The sequence below is a fragment of the Thiocapsa roseopersicina genome (genome assembly GCF_900106925.1).
In the GTDB taxonomy this organism is placed as follows: Bacteria; Pseudomonadota; Gammaproteobacteria; order Chromatiales; family Chromatiaceae; genus Thiocapsa; species Thiocapsa roseopersicina.
On the sequence record NZ_FNNZ01000012.1, the window covers coordinates 145,194 to 161,271 of the forward strand.

Genomic DNA, 16,078 nt, shown 5'->3' on the forward strand with positions numbered 1-16,078 from the left:
CCGACATTGACTTCATGACAACGATTGTTACACATCGTTACAAAGATTGGTAGACATCATCAAAATGATCTGTATACTATTTGATCATGATTAGTTTATGCGATGAGTCTTCATGGATCAGTTTTCCATCCTGAGCCTCGACGGGGGCGGCATTCGTGGCGTGTTTGTCGCTGGATTGCTTGCCAGAATTGAAGAGCGGAACGGCATTCGGATCGCCGAGCATTTCGACCTGATCGCCGGCACATCGACCGGCGGTATCGTTGCGCTGGGACTGGGGTTGGGTTTCTCGGCTCGAGAGATCGTCGAGTTCTATAGGGACAATGCGGAGGTCATATTCCCGTCAGTTTTGCCGAAATGGGCTCGGCGGTTGCCTGGAGCTGGGTTTCTAGAGCCGCGTAATAACTGGGCGCTGTTCCGGCGCAAGTTTTCCAGCGAGCCGCTCGAACGGGCGTTGCGCCAGGTGCTTGGTGCTGATCGCGTCTTGGGCGATAGCACTACCCGTCTGGTCATCACAGCCATGGATGCGCGCCAGCACGGCGTCAAGTTGTTTAAGACGGCCCATGCGCCGGGCTTGAACTCCGATTGGAAAATCCCCGCATGGCTGGTGGCGGCGGCGACCAGCGCTGCGCCCACCTACTTTCCGGCGGCGAAGGTGGACAACCGTTTGTTCTACGACGGCGGGCTCTGGGCGAATAACCCCGTGATGGTCGGCGTCACTGAGGCGCTCGGTGTGCTCGACATCAAACCTTCGGTGCTGCGCGTTCTCAGCATCGGCACCTTGGATCAGGTGCGTAGGTTTCAGCCGCGACTCGCTACCGGGGGCCGACTGCGTTGGGGCGTCGCGTTGTTCAATGAAATGATGGACGGCCAGTCTTCGTGCGCACTGGGGCAAGCAAAACTACTCGTTGGGAAGGAAAACCTAGTTCGGGTCAGTCCCCCGGTTGCCGCCGGTCAGTACGCGATGGATGACGCATCCACGGTCGACGATCTTCTCGCCGAATCAGCGCATCACGCAGATCATCACGCCCGCGACATCGAGCGCATCTTTCTGTCGCGGCGAGCGCCCAGATTCACCCCAAACCACGGAGCACCGGCCGATGGACGACCGTCCCTCAGACGCGCGGCTTGATCTTCTTGCGAATCTCGATGGCGCACTTCGCGGCGTCGAACTGTCGCCCACGCAATACGACCAGTTGGAGACCGCTTATCACGCGGTCGGAAACTGGTTGGCGGATTCGGACGACCCGCTGCTCAAGTCCGCACGGATCTATGCTCAGGGTTCGGTGAGGTTGCGCACGTCTGTACGACCTCTCGGTGCCGATCATTTCGACGTCGATCTGGTCTGTCTGCTTCCCGCGGCGCACCCCTCCGTACATTCCGCGGTAAAGGTCTCAGAGATCATCGGGAAACGGCTCGCTGAGAGCGGTCGGTACAAGCTGATGCTCGAACCCAAGAACCGCTGTTGGCGGCTCAACTACGCTGAGTCGTCACGGTTCCATATGGACATCACGCCAGCGATGCCAAACCCCGCTTGCTCGCAACAGGGCATCCTGGTGCCCGATCGAGAGCTCAGGCAACTAAAACCGTCGAACCCGGAGCGCTACGCCGACTTGTTCGACATGGCATCCAAGATCGAGCCCACGTTTACCGATCTCGTCCTCGACTTCGCCAAAGCAATCGCTTTAGCCCGTGCCGAGATCGATCCGCTCCCCGACCCGATGCAACCGCGCGACATGCTGCGCCGCATCGTGCAACTGCTCAAGCGCCACCGCGATCTCTATTTCGAGTCCACCGATGGGCACCCGCCGATATCCATCATCCTCACAACGCTCGCTGCAACCTCATATGGTCGCGAGGCCTTGCGGACCTGGCCCAATCCCTGGGCATTCATCCAGACCGTGCTGGCCCGGCTGCCGCACTATGTCCAGGGTTTACCCGGTCGCTACCAGGTCCTCAACCCCTCGGCCCTCGGCGAGAACTTCGCCGAGAAGTGGAACACCGAACCCCAGAAGGCAACAGACTTCTTCAAGTGGCATCGCTTGCTGGTTGCGGACGTGGAAGCCTATCAACGGTCGGAAGGCCTCGACCAGCGGATCCCCATCATGCGCGATCGGCTTGTGGGCCCGGAGACCAACGCTTGGCATCGCAACCGACTCAGCGCAATCCAGCGCCGGCGAACGGACGGAACACTCGTCCGTGCGCCGATCACGGGCGGTTTGTTGGCCGCGGGTCACGGCACCTCGGTTCGAGCCAACACCTTCTTCGGCGCGGCGAGATAGGTTCGTGCGCGGCGGCTATCGCCTCAGTCAGCAACGGCGCCTGAGCCTCGCTCAGCAGCGCCAGCACTTGGCCCGTCAAACCGACGGAAGTTGCATCTCCTCGCGGCGTGGTCAACTGCGATGGCGCTACTCCACCCGGCCAGCCGCTGAAAGCCGCCATTACGAAGTGCTCATCGACTACGAGCTTGGCTTTCACCCTCGGACCTTCGTCGTCGCGCCCGAGATCGCATCGCTAGGAGCAGGCCAGCCGCCACACATCTACCCATCGACGCGAGACCGCGAGTTCCCATCCGCCGTGTGTCTGTGTCTCTACCGACCCGAGAAGGGCGAATGGAACAGCACCCGCTCGCTCGCGGACACCATCGTCCCGTGGGCCGATCTATGGCTGTTCTTCTTCGAGCACTGGATGCTTACCGGCGACTGGGAGGGCGGCGGCGAACACCCAAGTCCCGACGATCCAGAGCCCCGCTACCGTCGCCGCAAGGAAGCACGCGCCGCTCGGTCAAGCAATTCCGGATAGGCACCCTCGACCTCCTTCCCCCCAATCATCCGATGCGTCATCCGGCGCGCGCTGGCCATCTGTTCCTCTCATCCGACCTCGACTTCACTCTTCATAGGTCAAGTCCACCCTGATCGCCGAAGGTCCGCTGTTGGGATCCGTATGGGAGCGCAAATAGCGTCGTCGATGTCCGCATTGCCACAAGTCCGGTCACTTCGCTTTCGGACCGCACCGACAGAAAACAGGATCGAAGAGTCACTCGCTTCCGGTTGATGGGAGACGGCTCCTAGCCGACTGCTGGCGGTCGGCGAGAGGCGGCGGAGCTTCTGCTTGGATTACCTCGGTGGACGTGGGGCGTCGCGAGCTGTAATGGCGGCTGCGCGAGATCCGAAGCAACAACCCGTCGAGGTAGTATCGCCACAACCGCTGTAGAGCGTCAGTTAAACGGGTGCTCCAGCGGTGGTGGCAGCTCCGGATCAATCGTCATCACGATGCTCCTTGACCGGCCAAGGACGGGACGACCCTCCCTGTTCCAGCCGGACGAGCATCGAGTGCTCCGAGGGTGGTGACACGACTGTAGGGTCTACCCATGCGACGGCGCACGGATGCCTTGGCGAACGTTGCGGTACGCTGCGGACGGACCCTTGGGCCTGATAAAGATGGTCACCGTGAGCTACTCGACCCGCATCTACATTCTCGGACCGGACGACACCCTGTACCGACTGGCCAGCGCGACGTTCTCCCGCATGGTCGATGACCCGAAGAGGCACCGACTGGAGCGCTTCGCGGGCCAGCGCGTGCGGATGGCCGAGGTGGTCGTGGAGGTGCGTGATCGGGCGCCCTATGCCGTCGTCCGGCTCGTCTACGAAATGCTCGGGTTCGATGCCGAAGGGCGGTTGGACCGCGACGTGTTCATACGCCGGAACACGGCGTTGGCGGAACTGGCCATCGATCCCGTGGTGCCTCGAATGGCGGACGCGGAGAAAGGCGTTGTTGACGCCGGCAGCCGCTTCGTCGCACGCGGGGGATTCTGGCATCCTTCCGCGGCCCTGGAGCAGGAGATTCTGCGCGCAGCGCTCGACGAGACGCCGTGCATGCGGCTCTAGCGCGATCGGGCTCAGGCGTCGGAGAAAGCACTGACCTGGAGGGCTACAGGCGCTGCCTTCCGGGTTGCGCGCGCCGGGGATCGGCGCATATCAGGTCGCCTTGCGGGACGGCGTTCGCCGGTGCAGTCGCAGCGGCATGCCGCCTTTGGGACCGAGGGTGATCTGCGGCTCCAATGCAAGTTGCTGGTTCGGGTGCAGGAGCTCGAACCGGTAGTGCTGCCCGATGGTCGCCAGGATCAGCGGGCCTTCGACCGACGCGAATTGGTTGCCGATACAGATGTGCGGGCCGCCGCCGAAGGGGAAATACTTGAACGTGTGCCAGCAGCGCTCGGCGTTCTCGGCAAAGCGCTCGGGAGCGAAGCGTTCCGGATCCTCCCGGAGCTCGGGGTGACGATGCATGGCTTAGGGGCTCGTCATCAGGACGCTGTTCGCCGGAATGCGGTGCCCGCCGATGTCGAGTGGCTCGGCGGCGGCTCGCATCAACAGATAGGCGGCCGGGTAGAGCCGCAGTGCCTCCTTGAAGACCATCCGGGTATACGGCAGATGCTCCAGATCATCGAATCCGGGCGGTAGACCGCCCAAGGCAGCATCGATCTCTTCGTGGAAACGCGCCGCGATCTCCGGCTGGCGCGCCATGTGATACCACACATCCGTGAGCTTCAGGGCCGTGGTGTCGTCACCGGCGAGATAGAGCGTGAGCACTTCGGCGCGGATCTCCTCGTCCGATAGGCGCGCGCCGGTCTCGGCGTCGGTCATGTTCACCGGCATGGTCAGGAGGTCATCGCCATTCGCACCGCTCGTCGGCGAGGAAGCCGAGCCGGTCCTCGCGAAAGTCCCTCAGACAGCCGGTGAGCCAATGGCCCTTGCGCTCGACCAGTGTATCGGTCGCGGTGCTCATGACGGCCTTTCCTCCCGTGTTCAAGAGGTCTGGTCTCCGGTGCCCTGGGTGACAGTGGCGAGGATGTTGGCGAGCAGCGCCTTTACAATCCGTCGGCAACCGCGTCAACCGCCCGGGAGAAGCCGCTTGTCAACGACGGGGTTGCTGCATCGCTAAGGCCGCCGAGAGAGTCCGCGCTGAATGCAGTGCCTGCCGAACCGACGCCGAATCGCATCGAGCGTCGCGTCGAGACGATCATCCGCAGGATCCTGCTCTCGGCTCTCCATGTCCGCGAACAGATCCGGCTGCACGGGTGCCTGCGCCCAGCCGGAGAGACCCAGACCGATCAACCGCACCGCCCGACCGGCGTGCGTGTCGGCCCGGTACAGGTCCCATGCGGTGTCGAAGAGGATCCGATCGTCCGCGGTCGGTGCCGCCAGGGTGCGGGAGCGGGTATGGGTCTCGAATGGGTGTAGGCGGATCTTCAAGGTGACCAGCGTGCCCTTGCGCGCGGCGTGTCGGGCCAGGTAGCCGACCTCCTGAGCGGCCCAACGCAGGGTTTCGCGCAGCACGTCGCTGTCCACGACATCCTCGGCGAAGGTCGTTTCCTTGGAGATCGACTGGCGTTCGGCGGCCGGATGGACCCGGTCGTCGGCGATCCCGTTCGACTGCAGGTGCACCTGCGTGCCGATGCGTGCGCCAAAGCGTCGGCGCAGCTCTTCCAGCGGTCGGGCACGCACGTCGCCGACCGTCCGCAAGCCGGTCTGCTCGAGGCGTCGGGCCGTCACGGCGCCGACACCGCGCAAGGCGCCGAGCGGCATCGGATCCAGGAAGGCACGGACCTCTTCCGGGCGCACGACCAGGAGCCCATCCGGCTTGCGGGCGTCCGAGGCGAGCTTGGCGATCAGGCGGTTCGGACCGATGCCCACCGAGGCGGTCAGCCCGACCGCTTCGCGGATGGCCGCCTTGGTGCGCCGGGCGACGACCTCGGGCGGACCGACCAGCCGCTCCAACCCGGAGACATCCAGGTAGGCCTCGTCGATCGAGACCGGCTCCACTATCGGAGAGAGGGCGCCGAGCACCCGCATGATCTCCCGCGACACCTCGGCATAGCGCGCCATATCCGGGCGCACGTAGACCGTCTCCGCGGGTAAACGGCGCACCGCCTCGGCGATCGGCATGGCCGAGTGCACGCCGAAGCGGCGCGCCTCGTAGGAGCAGGTCGCGACCACGCCGCGTCGGCCGGGCTCGGCGCCGACGACCAATGGGCGCCCCCGCCACTCCGGGCGGTCGCGCTGCTCCACCGCCGCATAGAAGGCGTCGATATCGACGTGCATGACGAGGCGGGACATGCGGGGATGGACCCTCGGTGGGCGGGTTGCGGAGTGAGATCGACGCGACCGACGTCGATCGTCTTCATGTTACTCCACTACATCGGCCAGCTTCATCGACACCCCGCGGTTGAGAATGAATTCCGCCCCGCGTCCGGCATCGACCTCGATCACCGGCAGCAGCTGCTCGGCCATGTCCAGATAGTAATTGGCCAGACGATCCATTGCGCCGCCGACGCCTTGTGCCGAGGCGGCACTCAGGGCTTGGGGCGTGAGCATGGATTGGAACTGCAGGTCCGTGCCGGTGCCGGTGTTGACCGGGATCGTCGGCATGCGGTTGAAGATCTGCGAGAAGGATTGCAGGAACCCCGCCTGCAGGGCCTTGGCGAGCAGGACGCCTTGCTTGGAGACCACCCGCCCGCGTACCCCGACCTTGCCGTCCTCGCCGACCGCATAGCCGTCGATAGGGATCTCGATCACGCCGCCGTCGTTGCGGATGCAGCTGAAGGTCTCCCCGCGCAGATAGGCCCGCTCGGAGGCCAGATCGCCGAAGCCGCCGACCAGCAGGAAGCACTCGCGCAGATCCGCCCGGACCCGGTTGGGCAGGATCGCCTGATGTTTGACTCGGATCAGGGCCGGCACGGGATCCTTGCGGGCGTTCTGCCCGGTCGGCATGTCGATGCCGTTGAGCAGCACCCCCTTGAGGATGGCGCCGGCGGGAATATAGACGGATCCGGGCTCGGGGGTGCCGGGGGAGGGTGTCGCGGCTGGCGCCGTCGACGCCGGCGCGGCGACGGTGCGGATCTGCAAGGTGCGTCCCTGTGCTTGAGCGGGGACGGCGGAGGAGGGTGCCGCTCCCGGCATGGCCGGCGGTGTCGTCGGCGGTCCGAACAGCGTCTCCATCGGCGCCGGTCGGTGCGGCTCCGCGGCGGTGCCGGTCGGCGCTGCCGGGTCTGCATCGTCGAGCGGCTCCTGTTGCGGCAGCCCCGGCGGGTTCGCCGCCTGCCGTGCCTGCGCGGCGAGGGCCTCCCGGAGCTGATCGATTTCCCCGCGCAGGACCTCGAGCTCGCGTGCGTTGCCGAGGTCCTGCTCGCGCTGCGCCGTCCCGAGCGCGGGGGTGCTCGGTGCGGCGGTGGCGCCGCGCTCGAGGTTGCGTTGGACCTCGCTCATGCGCTTTTCCATGCGTTCCAGGCGATTGACCAGGGCCTCGATCCCGAGTTGTCGCGGATCCGCATCCGTGAGGATGTTGCGCACCAGGGTATCGCGCGGCGAGGGCGCGTGCAGGCCCGGGGTCTGTGCCGGGGCGAACAGAAAGCTCCCGGCCGTGAGGACGGAGACCACGAAGACGCCGCCACCGAGTGCGGCGACCCGCTTGGCGTTGGGCGAGAGGCTCTCCCAGTGTCGGTGCAGCCTCATCGCGGCTGTCCGCTCGTGCGATGCGGGGGCGCGTCGCGTACGAGGAGGAGAAAGACCTCGGTCTCCTCGCCGGGCGCGAGCACCCGGCGCGGCCAGGCGGCCATCGCGGCCACGGTGGCGGTCGCGGCATCCGGGCGGCAGGTGTCGTGCTCGAGCGTAATCGCCTGCGCGGCGGTGTTGGCGACCCTGGCCTTGAGCAGGTCGGATGCCGGACCCTCGGCGCGTTCAACGGTGCGCACCTTCAGCCCCTCGGCACACCGCAGCTTTGCTCCGCCCGATCCCTTCGCGATCCGAAAACCTTCGGGCATCCGACCTTGCGCCAACGCGCGCAGCTGCTCGACCAGGTCCGAGACGTACGCCGGTCCGTCGCCGTCGCCGTCGCGGTCCGAGGCGTTGGCGAGCATCGGCATCACGGCTACCGGCTCGACCGCGGCGCGCGGTGCGTTCCCCGTCCGCGTGCCCTGATACCCCGGCACCGTCAAACGGACCTCGCGCGGCGGGACATACCGCGGCGCCAAGGTCAGCGCCAACGCGAGGGTGCTGCCTTGGCCGTCGCCGATGTAGAGGGCCACCGGTTCTTCGGTGTCGGTGGCGACATAGACCACGCTGCCGTCGACCTGGGTCGAGGCGTTGGAGACGGTGTGCACGACCGGGTCGGCAAAGGGCGTGACGATGCGGTTGAGGTGTCCGATGGCGATCTCGATCAGCACCGTGGTGCCCGGCGTGACGGCGAGGTTGCGCGGACCCAGCTCCAAGGTGACCGGCAGGGTGCCTCCCGTAAGCCGCGCCGGAGTGGCTCCGGCGCCCATGACGGTGCGGATCAGGCCCTCGGGCGACGGCGCGGAGCGCGACGCCTGCAGGACCGAGGAAACCGCGCTCGGCGTGCACCCGGCGTCGAGCAGCATGCAGGAGACCGGGGGAATCTCGAAGGCCGGCTCGGCCTGCGCGCTCGACGCGGCCAGGACGGCGGCGAGGATGGAGAGACGTCGGGTGATCATGTGTTCGCGTCCTCGGGGTGGGCATCGCGCGCGCTGCGCGGATCGCCGCGATACACCTCCAGGTGGGTGATCAGCGGGCGGTAGTTGCGGAACTCGACCCGCAGCTCGTAGGTGCGTCGGTTGAGCACGGGGGCGGCCGCCGGGCCTTCGGTCTTGTGCTGTCCGGTGACGAAGACGGTGCGGGTGGCGGTGTCGTAGGCGACCGTTTGCGGGGCGAAGTGCATGGCGATGTTCTCGCGCTTGATCGCCTCGGTCTGATCGGCGATCGCGGCCATCACCTCGCGATGCAGCCCGCCGGCAAGCAGCGGATCCAAGACGCGCACGAGCCCGTCGACCGTGGTCGGGCCGACATTGCCGAGCAGCTGGGCGACGTAGACGCCCCAGGACTCCTCGACCTCCTGGCTCGCGTACTCGCGCGCAATCGTGACCTCGCCTTCCAAGACCGGCGGGACCAAGACCACGGTGCGCTCGACCTGACCGACGAGTCCGACCAGGATCAGGTTGGAGGCGACCAGGACCAGCACCGTGATGCGCCAGACACGATTCTCGAGTGTCGTGCCGCGCCAGGTGGAGAGAAAGTCGCCGAGGGTCATGGCACGTAGTGCCGCGCGAAGGGGTTGGGCGTGGAGCGTGCCCCGAGCGGCATGAGGCCGAACCAGTAGATCAGATGCAGGGCGTAGCCGTCGGCTTGGCGATCGCGAAACCGCCGATAACCGTGCGAGAGCAGGGCGCCGAGCAGCAGGGCGATGGTGAGCTGTCCGGCGAGGATGCCGGCGACGAGCGCCAGCACCAGGGGCATCAGATCGTCCATGCGCCACAACAGCAGCGTGGGCGGTTCGTCGATGTGGTGGGGAAAGTCGAGGGTCTCCATCGGGTGCCTGTTGCGCGGTTTTGACGTGAGCGCATGGTGCGTCACGCCTCTCCGGCGGGCGACGGCGAAAACCCGCCGAAAGCGCCCGCTTTGCCGCAGGTGGAACGGCCTCGCCTTGAAGGCGGGATCACGCGGTTCAGAGCTGCTTCTGCGTATGGGTCACCACGAACGCCACGCACAGCGCCGAGACAACACCGAGCACCGGAACCGCAAGAACCGGCATCGCGATCGGCGCGAACAGCAGCAGACCGACGATCAACCAGAGCGCGAGCAGGATCCGCAGCGCGGTGTGATGCGCCAGCGGACTGGCGTAGACGAACCCGTATTGCCGGATGCGACGGCGCAGCCAGCCGTCGCCGATCGCCGCCGTCAGCACGATCGCCATGAACGGCCACCAGGCCAGCAGCAGTGCGATCCGGCGCAGCGCCTGTGCGAACGCGCCCCAGATCACGTCCAGGCGTCCGCGCAACCACGCCCAGGCGGGACTCGCGCCGATCGGCTCCAGGCCGTAGCCTGACTCCACGCCCGGTCCGGTCGCGACCAAGCGATAGGTCCAGGGCGCGATGCCGGTCTCCACGAAGAGTGTGTCGTACCAGCGCGCGCCGCGGGCCACAATCCCCTGCGCAGCGTCGGCCCCGAGGATCTCCACGAGTTCGCGCCGTTCGGTCTGCTCGACGCCGTGCGCCCAATCGCTCGGGATGAAGGAGGCGAACAGGACGAGCTCGAGCACGAAGAGCAGCAGGGTGGAGGCGACCGCCCACAGCCACACGCCGCGACCCTCTTTGGTGCTCGCGCTATCCCACACTGAATGGCTGTCTCGGGGGCACGCGCCGCGCAAGCACCCGGCGCTGCGGCTCGGTCAGCGCCCGCGCCACGCAATACTGGTGTCGGCGTGCCAGGGCGAGGGTGATGCCGTCGACGAAGGCCGCGAAACGCGCCAAATCGTCCTCGCCGTCGCTGCGGGCGCGACGGTAGGCGGCGATGCCCGCGCGCATCATCGCCAGCGCGGGTTCGGCAGGGTCGTCTTCGGACGGCGCGGACGGGCAGGCGAGCAGCGCGACCCGCGCCAGCAGTCCGACGGCATCCGGCCACTCCAGCTCCAGGGTGCGCAGCGTCCGGGCGTCGGCCCGCGACAGGGCCGACAGCGCAAGTCGCCCGGTCGGATCGCGACGGTGTGGCATCCGCGTCGTCACCGCTCCGCCGGTGGCGGCAGGGGCTCGCCCAGGATCGGCAAGCGGCCTTTGGAGACGCGCCCGCCCGGCCAGCGGGCCAGATACTCGAAGTTGGGCAGCTCCCCGAGCAGCGCCGCCGGGAACAAGGGCGCCTCGGCTTCGTCGAGGCGCTCCCCGGCATTGCCGGTGTAGAGCAGCGGTCGATCGCTCGCGGTCGTGGAGCCTTGGCTCTTCACCACCGTGCACAGCCGCACCGCCGGGAGACTCTCGGCGATGTACTCCTGCGTCTTCGCATCGATCACGCGCATCGCGATCAGCCCGTTGAGGTTGCCGAGCACCTGGCGCGCCTTCTCCTCGCTGCCCATGCGCGCGGCGAAGTCCGCAAAGGTCTGGGTCGCGATGGTCAGACGCAGCCCCGCCCCGCGCCCCTTGTTGAGCAGCTGGATCAGCGGATCGGAGACCGTCTCGGCGGCCTCGTCGATGAAGATGTCGGTCGGGCGCGGGTGTGCCTCGTGGTTGTAGATGGAGCCCGCCACGGCGGCCAGATCGGCGGTGAGCATCGAGCCGATCGCGCTGCCCACGATGGGGTCGGAGAGACTGTCCAGGCCCACGTAGAGGACCTCGCGCCGCGCGATGATCTCCCCGATCGAGGCCGCTCGGCGCGGATCGTTCGGGTCCGTCTCGTCGGGGGAGAGCAGACCTTCCAGGTGTCCGGAGGTGAGCATCACGATCACCGGCATGAGGCTCGCGACCATCTTGCCGAAGTGCACGGCCTCGTGCTCGAGCAGGCCCCCGAGTCCGTCGATGACGGTGGAAGGATGCTCGCCGCGCACGCGCTCGCGATAGAAGGCGAGCAGACCCCGCGCGCGTCGATTGGCATCGCGTGCCTTGTTGATGTACGGGCCGGCATGCTCCTGCCAGTGCGGCAGGTGGGTATCGAAGTAGCGCTGCAGAACACGTTCGACCAGGGAATCCGCACCGCCTTCCAGATAACGGCGCAGCGTCACCAGGGTCGGGCGCTCCTCCACGGCCAGCAGCCCGTGCACGGCATGGCTGAGCGCCATCTGCCCGAACGCCTTGAAGGGATCGTTGCCGGTCTCCGAGGGGATCAGGGCGGCCACCCGGCTGGCCAGCTCGGTGGCCCGCTGGAAGTGGCGCAGCGGATCGAGCCGCACCGACTCGGCCGGAAAGGCCGGATGAAAGGAGACGAAGCGCTGCGGCGTGCCGGCCAGGGCGCAGGCGCGCTCGGCGGCGGCCCGCAGACCGCGGTCGCCCTTGGGATCGAGGATTACGACCGCATCCCCGCGCAGCACCGCTTGGGTGACCAGGAGATCGAACAGGCGGGTCTTGCCGCACCCGGTGGTGCCGACGATCAGCACATGCCCTTCGGTGTGGGCGAGCGGGACGGTGATCTCCGCATCGGCACCGCCGAGCCCGTGGATCCAGGTCGCGCCCAGACGGCCGGGATCGCGCGGGACGAACCGTTCGGGTCCGAGCCGGATCAGGTCGAGCGCCTCCTGGGCATGTCGGGCCTCCCAATCGAACCCGCGGCCCATCCACAGCAACCCCGGCCAGGAGGGCACGCGTGCGGCGAACACCTGCGGGTCGATGAATTGCTGCGGACGCCCGCGCAGCCAGTCGCGCCGGCTGATGCCGCGCACCGTGCCGGGCAGCCAGGTCAGCGCCATGACCAGGCTGCCGACCCCGAGCCAACGAAAGGAGGCCGCGTGCAGATCCCACAGCTCCGCGGTGGCCCAGGACACGGCCGCGATGCCGGTCCACAGCAGCAGCGCCGGCAACTCGAAGAGCGGGCGCCAGGGATTGGCATAGGTGCTCACGGCCGCCCCGCCAGGATGATCCCGCGCGTGTCGGGGATGAAGTCCGGCTGATGCTTGAGGCGCCGCAGCAGCTTCGACGGCGGGATGCGGTGCTCGGCGGCCAAGGCCGCGAGGGTGGCGTGGTCGATCAGCAGACCGTTCGGGACCGCCGTCGTCTGCACCCGCCCGTCACGGCACTGTGCCGCCAAGTCCTCGGCGAAGGCGCGCGCGGCGCTTTTGCGCGGAGGCGCTTTGGGCGGTTCGGCTGCGCGGGCAGTCGCGCCGGGTGGAGCCTCGGGCGTGTCGCTGGTGGCTTCTGCCCCGACCGGGTCGTGCGTGCCCGGCGCGGCAACGAGGACATCCGTCGGGGTTCGGTCGAGGACGGGCCGAAGAAGCGTCGCGACCGCGGCACTGGCTTCGACCGTGAGCATCGCCCGCATCCGCCCGTCGATCTCGCGCACCCGCAGCAAGGGGCGACGCGGATCGATCGCGAGCAGACCGTCGTCCCACAAGGCGTGCAGGAGGTCTGCGGGTTCCGTCCCGATGCCGGGTACCGCGAGTGCCGTCAACCCCTCGGGGTAGGGGATCAGCAGATGGCGCTCCCGTCGGACGAGGATCTCGGCGGGGCGTTCGCCGTCCGCGATGGACCGGAGCAGCGTGATCAAGGCAAGGCCGCCGGGGCCGCGGCTTGCGAGCCAGCTGCGGGCAGAGGTGGCGGGGTCGTTCGGGGTCCTCGGCTGCGGAGGGGCCACGGCAGCAGGTTTCGTCATAGGCGTGGACTCGCCATCAGGCTGCAGCGGTGACGGCGTGGCGGCCACCGACGCGTCCTGATCGGCCGTGTGCTCCGCCCCGGTGATCAGGTCGAGCTGCGCTGCGCGGGTCAGGTCGGTGTCGGGAGCATCGACGGCATCGGCGTCGCTCATGATGAGCTCGGTCGGGTCCTCGATCCGGACGGGCCCGGAGGTCGCACCTTCCTGCCACCGCGCCACCGGTGCCGGCGGATGCCCGGCAAGAACCAGCTCGGGCGAGGCGAGCAGCAACATCGTCAGCTGCACCGGCTTGCCGTCCTTCACGAGCGGCGCCGGGGCGATGCGGCGGTAGAAGCGGTCGCGCTCCTCCTCGCGATAGGTGGTCACATGACCGCGCTCGACCAGGATGTCGGCGATGGTCTCGGGGGCCTTGGGAATGCCGGGGATCTTGTCCCGCGCCAAGAGGCCGGCGATGTCTTCGCCGCCTTGCGGCCAGACCACATGGAGCCCGTCGGCGAGCATCCACAGGCGCGCGCCGGGGGTGTTGACCGTCCAGGTGCCGTCGCGCACCAGACGGCGCATCGCGTCGATCAGGTAGCGGTCCACCGGCACGCCGAGCGCGAAGGCGTCGGGATCGATGCGGTTCTCGCGCAGATCGCGCGCCACGCTCGCCCGATCGGCGTTGCCGACCACCGTGCCCACGACCGAGGTCTCCTCCTGTCCGCCCACGACCGCGATCAGGTTGGCGAGGATCGCCGGATCGCGACTCAGCCAGGTCTTGATCTCGGGGGTGAGGATGGCGTGCACCACCAAGGTGCCCATCTGCAGATGGGCATTGTGGCGGCGCGTCTCGCGCCAGCGCAGGTAGTAGCGCTGCAGTCCATGCCGGCGGGCCCAGTCGAGCAGCGGCTCTTCATGCGGGCACCAGGTCAGGGTGCCGTCGCGATCCGACACCGTGAGGTCGGCGACGGGCTTGCCGATGTCGTGCAGCAGCCCGGCCAGGCCGCTTGCGACCCGCCAGCGCGGCTCCAGGTGATAGCGGTCCTTGGGCTCGCGATCCAGCGCAAAGACGTGGCGCATCGACGCCTGCGCGGCGAGGAAACCCACTTCCAGGGAATGGCGCAGCAGCCCGCCCGAGCCGCGGTGATGATGGGCCTCGGAGGCGGGCAGCAGATGCACGAAGGCGGCGAGGCGGCGCACGACCGGCAGGACGAGGTCGCGGTAATCCGCGTCGTTCATGCCCACCCCGTCCTGCAGGCGCCGGATCAATTCGGTTTGCTTGGCGAGCAGCGCGTCCACGTCGGACGCCGGCAGCCCCTTGATGAAGGGCGGGTAGCGCAGCAGATCCTCGTCCGGAGCGGGGGCCGATTCGGCAATCGCATCGGAACCCGGTGCGGGCGTCGGTGCGGCCGCCTTGGAGCGGCGAAACAGATCGAAGAGTGTCATCGGGGCATCCTGCACCGTCGCGGATGCGCCCGGCCATGGCGATAACCGCGCGGATGGGTCTGCTTTGCGGCGGACCGCCCGTCAGCGCGCGGCGTCGTCGTCCAGATCCAGCTCGCGACACCGCTTGGCGGCGGCCCGAAAGCGGGTGCGCACCTCGGCGAGCTGACGCACGGCGGCGCGGATGGCGCCGAATCCCTGCTCGGCCTCCTCCACGAGCGGGCGCTGCCAGTCTCGTGCGATGCCGCGAAAGGCGCTCTTCGGGTAGCGATCCCCGTCGCCCTTGCGGATGTAGTCCGACAGATAGACGACACCCGTGGCGGTGTGCACATGGCGGTAGGTGACCCACTCGATGGAGAAGGCGCCGGGGGTGGCGCGCTCAGCCCGCTGCGCGCGCACCCGCACGCCGATGCGACCCCATACGCTACGCGGCAGTTCGCGACCGGCCTCCGCCAGGCGTTGCTCGAAGGCGCTGCATTCTTGCTCGGCGCGCTCTTGCAGGGCCGCCAGGTTGCGCGCGATCCAGGCGTCGAGCGCCTCCGCGACAGCGCTCGGTGACGCATCCTCCTCGGCGTCCCTGCCCGTTGTGCCGAGCGGGCCTGCCCGGAAGGCTGCCTCGAGGCTGTGGGCAGGCGGCACGCCGGCCGGACGTTCGCACCCTCTTATCTTTGGTGAAACAGCGCCCGCTGTTCTCACCTGCCGCGGACGGCTTCCGGTCAGGGCAGGCAGCGCCGTCGTCGCTCGGTCGACGCGTCGCACGCTCCTCGTGCAGAGTGCAACCCCTCGTTCAGGTCTTCCGTATTTCCGTTCGGTCGTCGTGTCATGGGTTGATCCCTGATCGTTCGGGACGGGCGTTCCTATTCGCGCGCCCATCGGGTGGGTGTCGCCGGACGGCGCAAAACGCTGCTCGGGTTTCCGTCAGACCGAGCTTGCCGGACCGTTTGGCGGCGGCCCGAAAGCGGGTGCGCACCTCGGCGAGGTGGCGCGCGCCGGCGCGGATCGCGCCGAATCCCTGCTCGGCGTCCTCCACGAGCGGGCGCTGCCCCATGCACTGCGGGGCAGTCCGCGACCGGCCTTCGCTAGGCGTTGCTCGAAGGCGCTGCATTCTTGCTCGGCGCGCTCTTGCAGGGCCGCCAGGTTGCGCGCGATCCAGGCGTCGAGCGCCTCCGCGATATCGCTCGGTGCCGCGTCCGCGTCGGCGGCGTCGTCGTCCTCGGCGTCCCTGCCCGTTGCGCCGAGCGGGCCTGCCCGGAAGGCTGCCTCGAGCCTGTGGGCAGGCGGCACGCCGGCCGGGTGTTCGCACCCTCTTATCTTTGGTGAAACAGCGCCCGCTGTTCTCACTTGCTCCGGGCAGCTTCCGGTCAGGGCAGGCAGCGCCGTCGTCACTCGCGCGCTCGGGATGTCACGCTCTCATCGATCTGAAGGCACAAGCGCGTTCTCGTCTTCCGTATTGCTGTTCGGTCGTGTCATGCGTTGATCCCTGATCGCTCGGGACGGGCGTTCGTATTCGCTCATCCATC

At 67.8% G+C, this 16,078-nt stretch carries 14 protein-coding genes and 1 pseudogene; 4 read left to right on the forward strand and 11 right to left on the reverse strand.

What is annotated here, in order from left to right:
- The first annotated feature begins 112 nt into the window (after positions 1–112).
- The 4 genes from BLV04_RS13845 (at position 113) to BLV04_RS13860 (ending at position 3,884) form a co-directional block, all read left to right on the forward strand.
- Positions 113–1,129 (forward strand): CBASS cGAMP-activated phospholipase, encoded by a 1,017-nt coding sequence (locus tag BLV04_RS13845; RefSeq protein WP_093033084.1) that lies wholly within the window; start codon positions 113–115, stop codon positions 1,127–1,129.
- Entirely contained in the window at positions 1,098–2,279 is a 1,182-nt protein-coding gene (locus BLV04_RS13850; RefSeq protein WP_093033087.1) for a nucleotidyltransferase domain-containing protein, read from the forward strand. The genes BLV04_RS13845 and BLV04_RS13850 overlap by 32 nt, the downstream gene beginning before the upstream one ends.
- Positions 2,280–2,283: 4 nt before the next feature.
- Positions 2,284–2,799 (forward strand): type II CBASS E2 protein, encoded by a 516-nt coding sequence (locus BLV04_RS13855; protein ID WP_093033090.1) that lies wholly within the window; start codon positions 2,284–2,286, stop codon positions 2,797–2,799.
- Between the two features lie 638 nt (positions 2,800–3,437).
- Positions 3,438–3,884, forward strand: coding sequence for a hypothetical protein (locus BLV04_RS13860; protein ID WP_245731886.1), 447 nt, complete (start codon positions 3,438–3,440; stop codon positions 3,882–3,884).
- A 90-nt stretch (positions 3,885–3,974) separates the two neighbouring features.
- On the opposite strand, the pseudogene BLV04_RS13865 reads toward BLV04_RS13860, so the two are convergent.
- The 11 genes and pseudogenes from BLV04_RS13865 to mobI form a co-directional block, all read right to left on the reverse strand.
- A pseudogene (locus BLV04_RS13865) lies at positions 3,975–4,652 on the reverse strand (cytochrome P450).
- Between the two features lie 282 nt (positions 4,653–4,934).
- The gene (gene dinB / locus BLV04_RS13870) at positions 4,935–6,113 is read right to left on the reverse strand and encodes a DNA polymerase IV (RefSeq protein ID WP_093033096.1); all 1,179 of its coding nucleotides are present in this window, start codon (positions 6,111–6,113) and stop codon (positions 4,935–4,937) included.
- Positions 6,114–6,182: 69 nt separating this feature from the next.
- Positions 6,183–7,508: a TraB/TrbI/VirB10 family type IV secretion system protein gene (locus BLV04_RS13875; protein ID WP_093033099.1), complete on the reverse strand. Its 1,326-nt coding sequence runs from the start codon at positions 7,506–7,508 to the stop codon at positions 6,183–6,185.
- Positions 7,505–8,506, reverse strand: coding sequence for a TraK domain-containing protein (locus BLV04_RS13880; RefSeq protein ID WP_093033102.1), 1,002 nt, complete (start codon positions 8,504–8,506; stop codon positions 7,505–7,507). The genes BLV04_RS13875 and BLV04_RS13880 overlap by 4 nt, the downstream gene beginning before the upstream one ends.
- The gene (locus tag BLV04_RS13885; protein ID WP_093033104.1) at positions 8,503–9,099 is read right to left on the reverse strand and encodes a TraE/TraK family type IV conjugative transfer system protein; all 597 of its coding nucleotides are present in this window, start codon (positions 9,097–9,099) and stop codon (positions 8,503–8,505) included. The genes BLV04_RS13880 and BLV04_RS13885 overlap by 4 nt, the downstream gene beginning before the upstream one ends.
- Positions 9,096–9,377, reverse strand: coding sequence for a type IV conjugative transfer system protein TraL (gene traL / locus BLV04_RS13890; protein WP_007193353.1), 282 nt, complete (start codon positions 9,375–9,377; stop codon positions 9,096–9,098). Before traL ends, BLV04_RS13885 begins: the two co-directional genes overlap by 4 nt.
- Positions 9,378–9,513: 136 nt before the next feature.
- Positions 9,514–10,182, reverse strand: a complete 669-nt coding sequence (locus BLV04_RS13895; protein WP_245731882.1) for an IncC plasmid conjugative DNA transfer DtrJ family protein — start codon at positions 10,180–10,182, stop codon at positions 9,514–9,516.
- The gene (locus BLV04_RS13900) at positions 10,172–10,558 is read right to left on the reverse strand and encodes a hypothetical protein (RefSeq protein WP_093033107.1); all 387 of its coding nucleotides are present in this window, start codon (positions 10,556–10,558) and stop codon (positions 10,172–10,174) included. The genes BLV04_RS13895 and BLV04_RS13900 overlap by 11 nt, the downstream gene beginning before the upstream one ends.
- Positions 10,559–10,566: 8 nt before the next feature.
- Complete coding sequence (gene traD, locus BLV04_RS13905; protein ID WP_093033110.1) at positions 10,567–12,387, reverse strand: conjugative transfer system coupling protein TraD; 1,821 nt, start codon at positions 12,385–12,387, stop codon at positions 10,567–10,569.
- Positions 12,384–14,561, reverse strand: coding sequence for a MobH family relaxase (gene mobH, locus BLV04_RS13910; protein ID WP_093033113.1), 2,178 nt, complete (start codon positions 14,559–14,561; stop codon positions 12,384–12,386). The genes traD and mobH overlap by 4 nt, the downstream gene beginning before the upstream one ends.
- Before the next feature lie 81 nt (positions 14,562–14,642).
- Complete coding sequence (gene mobI, locus BLV04_RS13915; RefSeq protein WP_245731883.1) at positions 14,643–15,197, reverse strand: conjugative transfer protein MobI(A/C); 555 nt, start codon at positions 15,195–15,197, stop codon at positions 14,643–14,645.
- Positions 15,198–16,078: the final 881 nt, after the last annotated feature.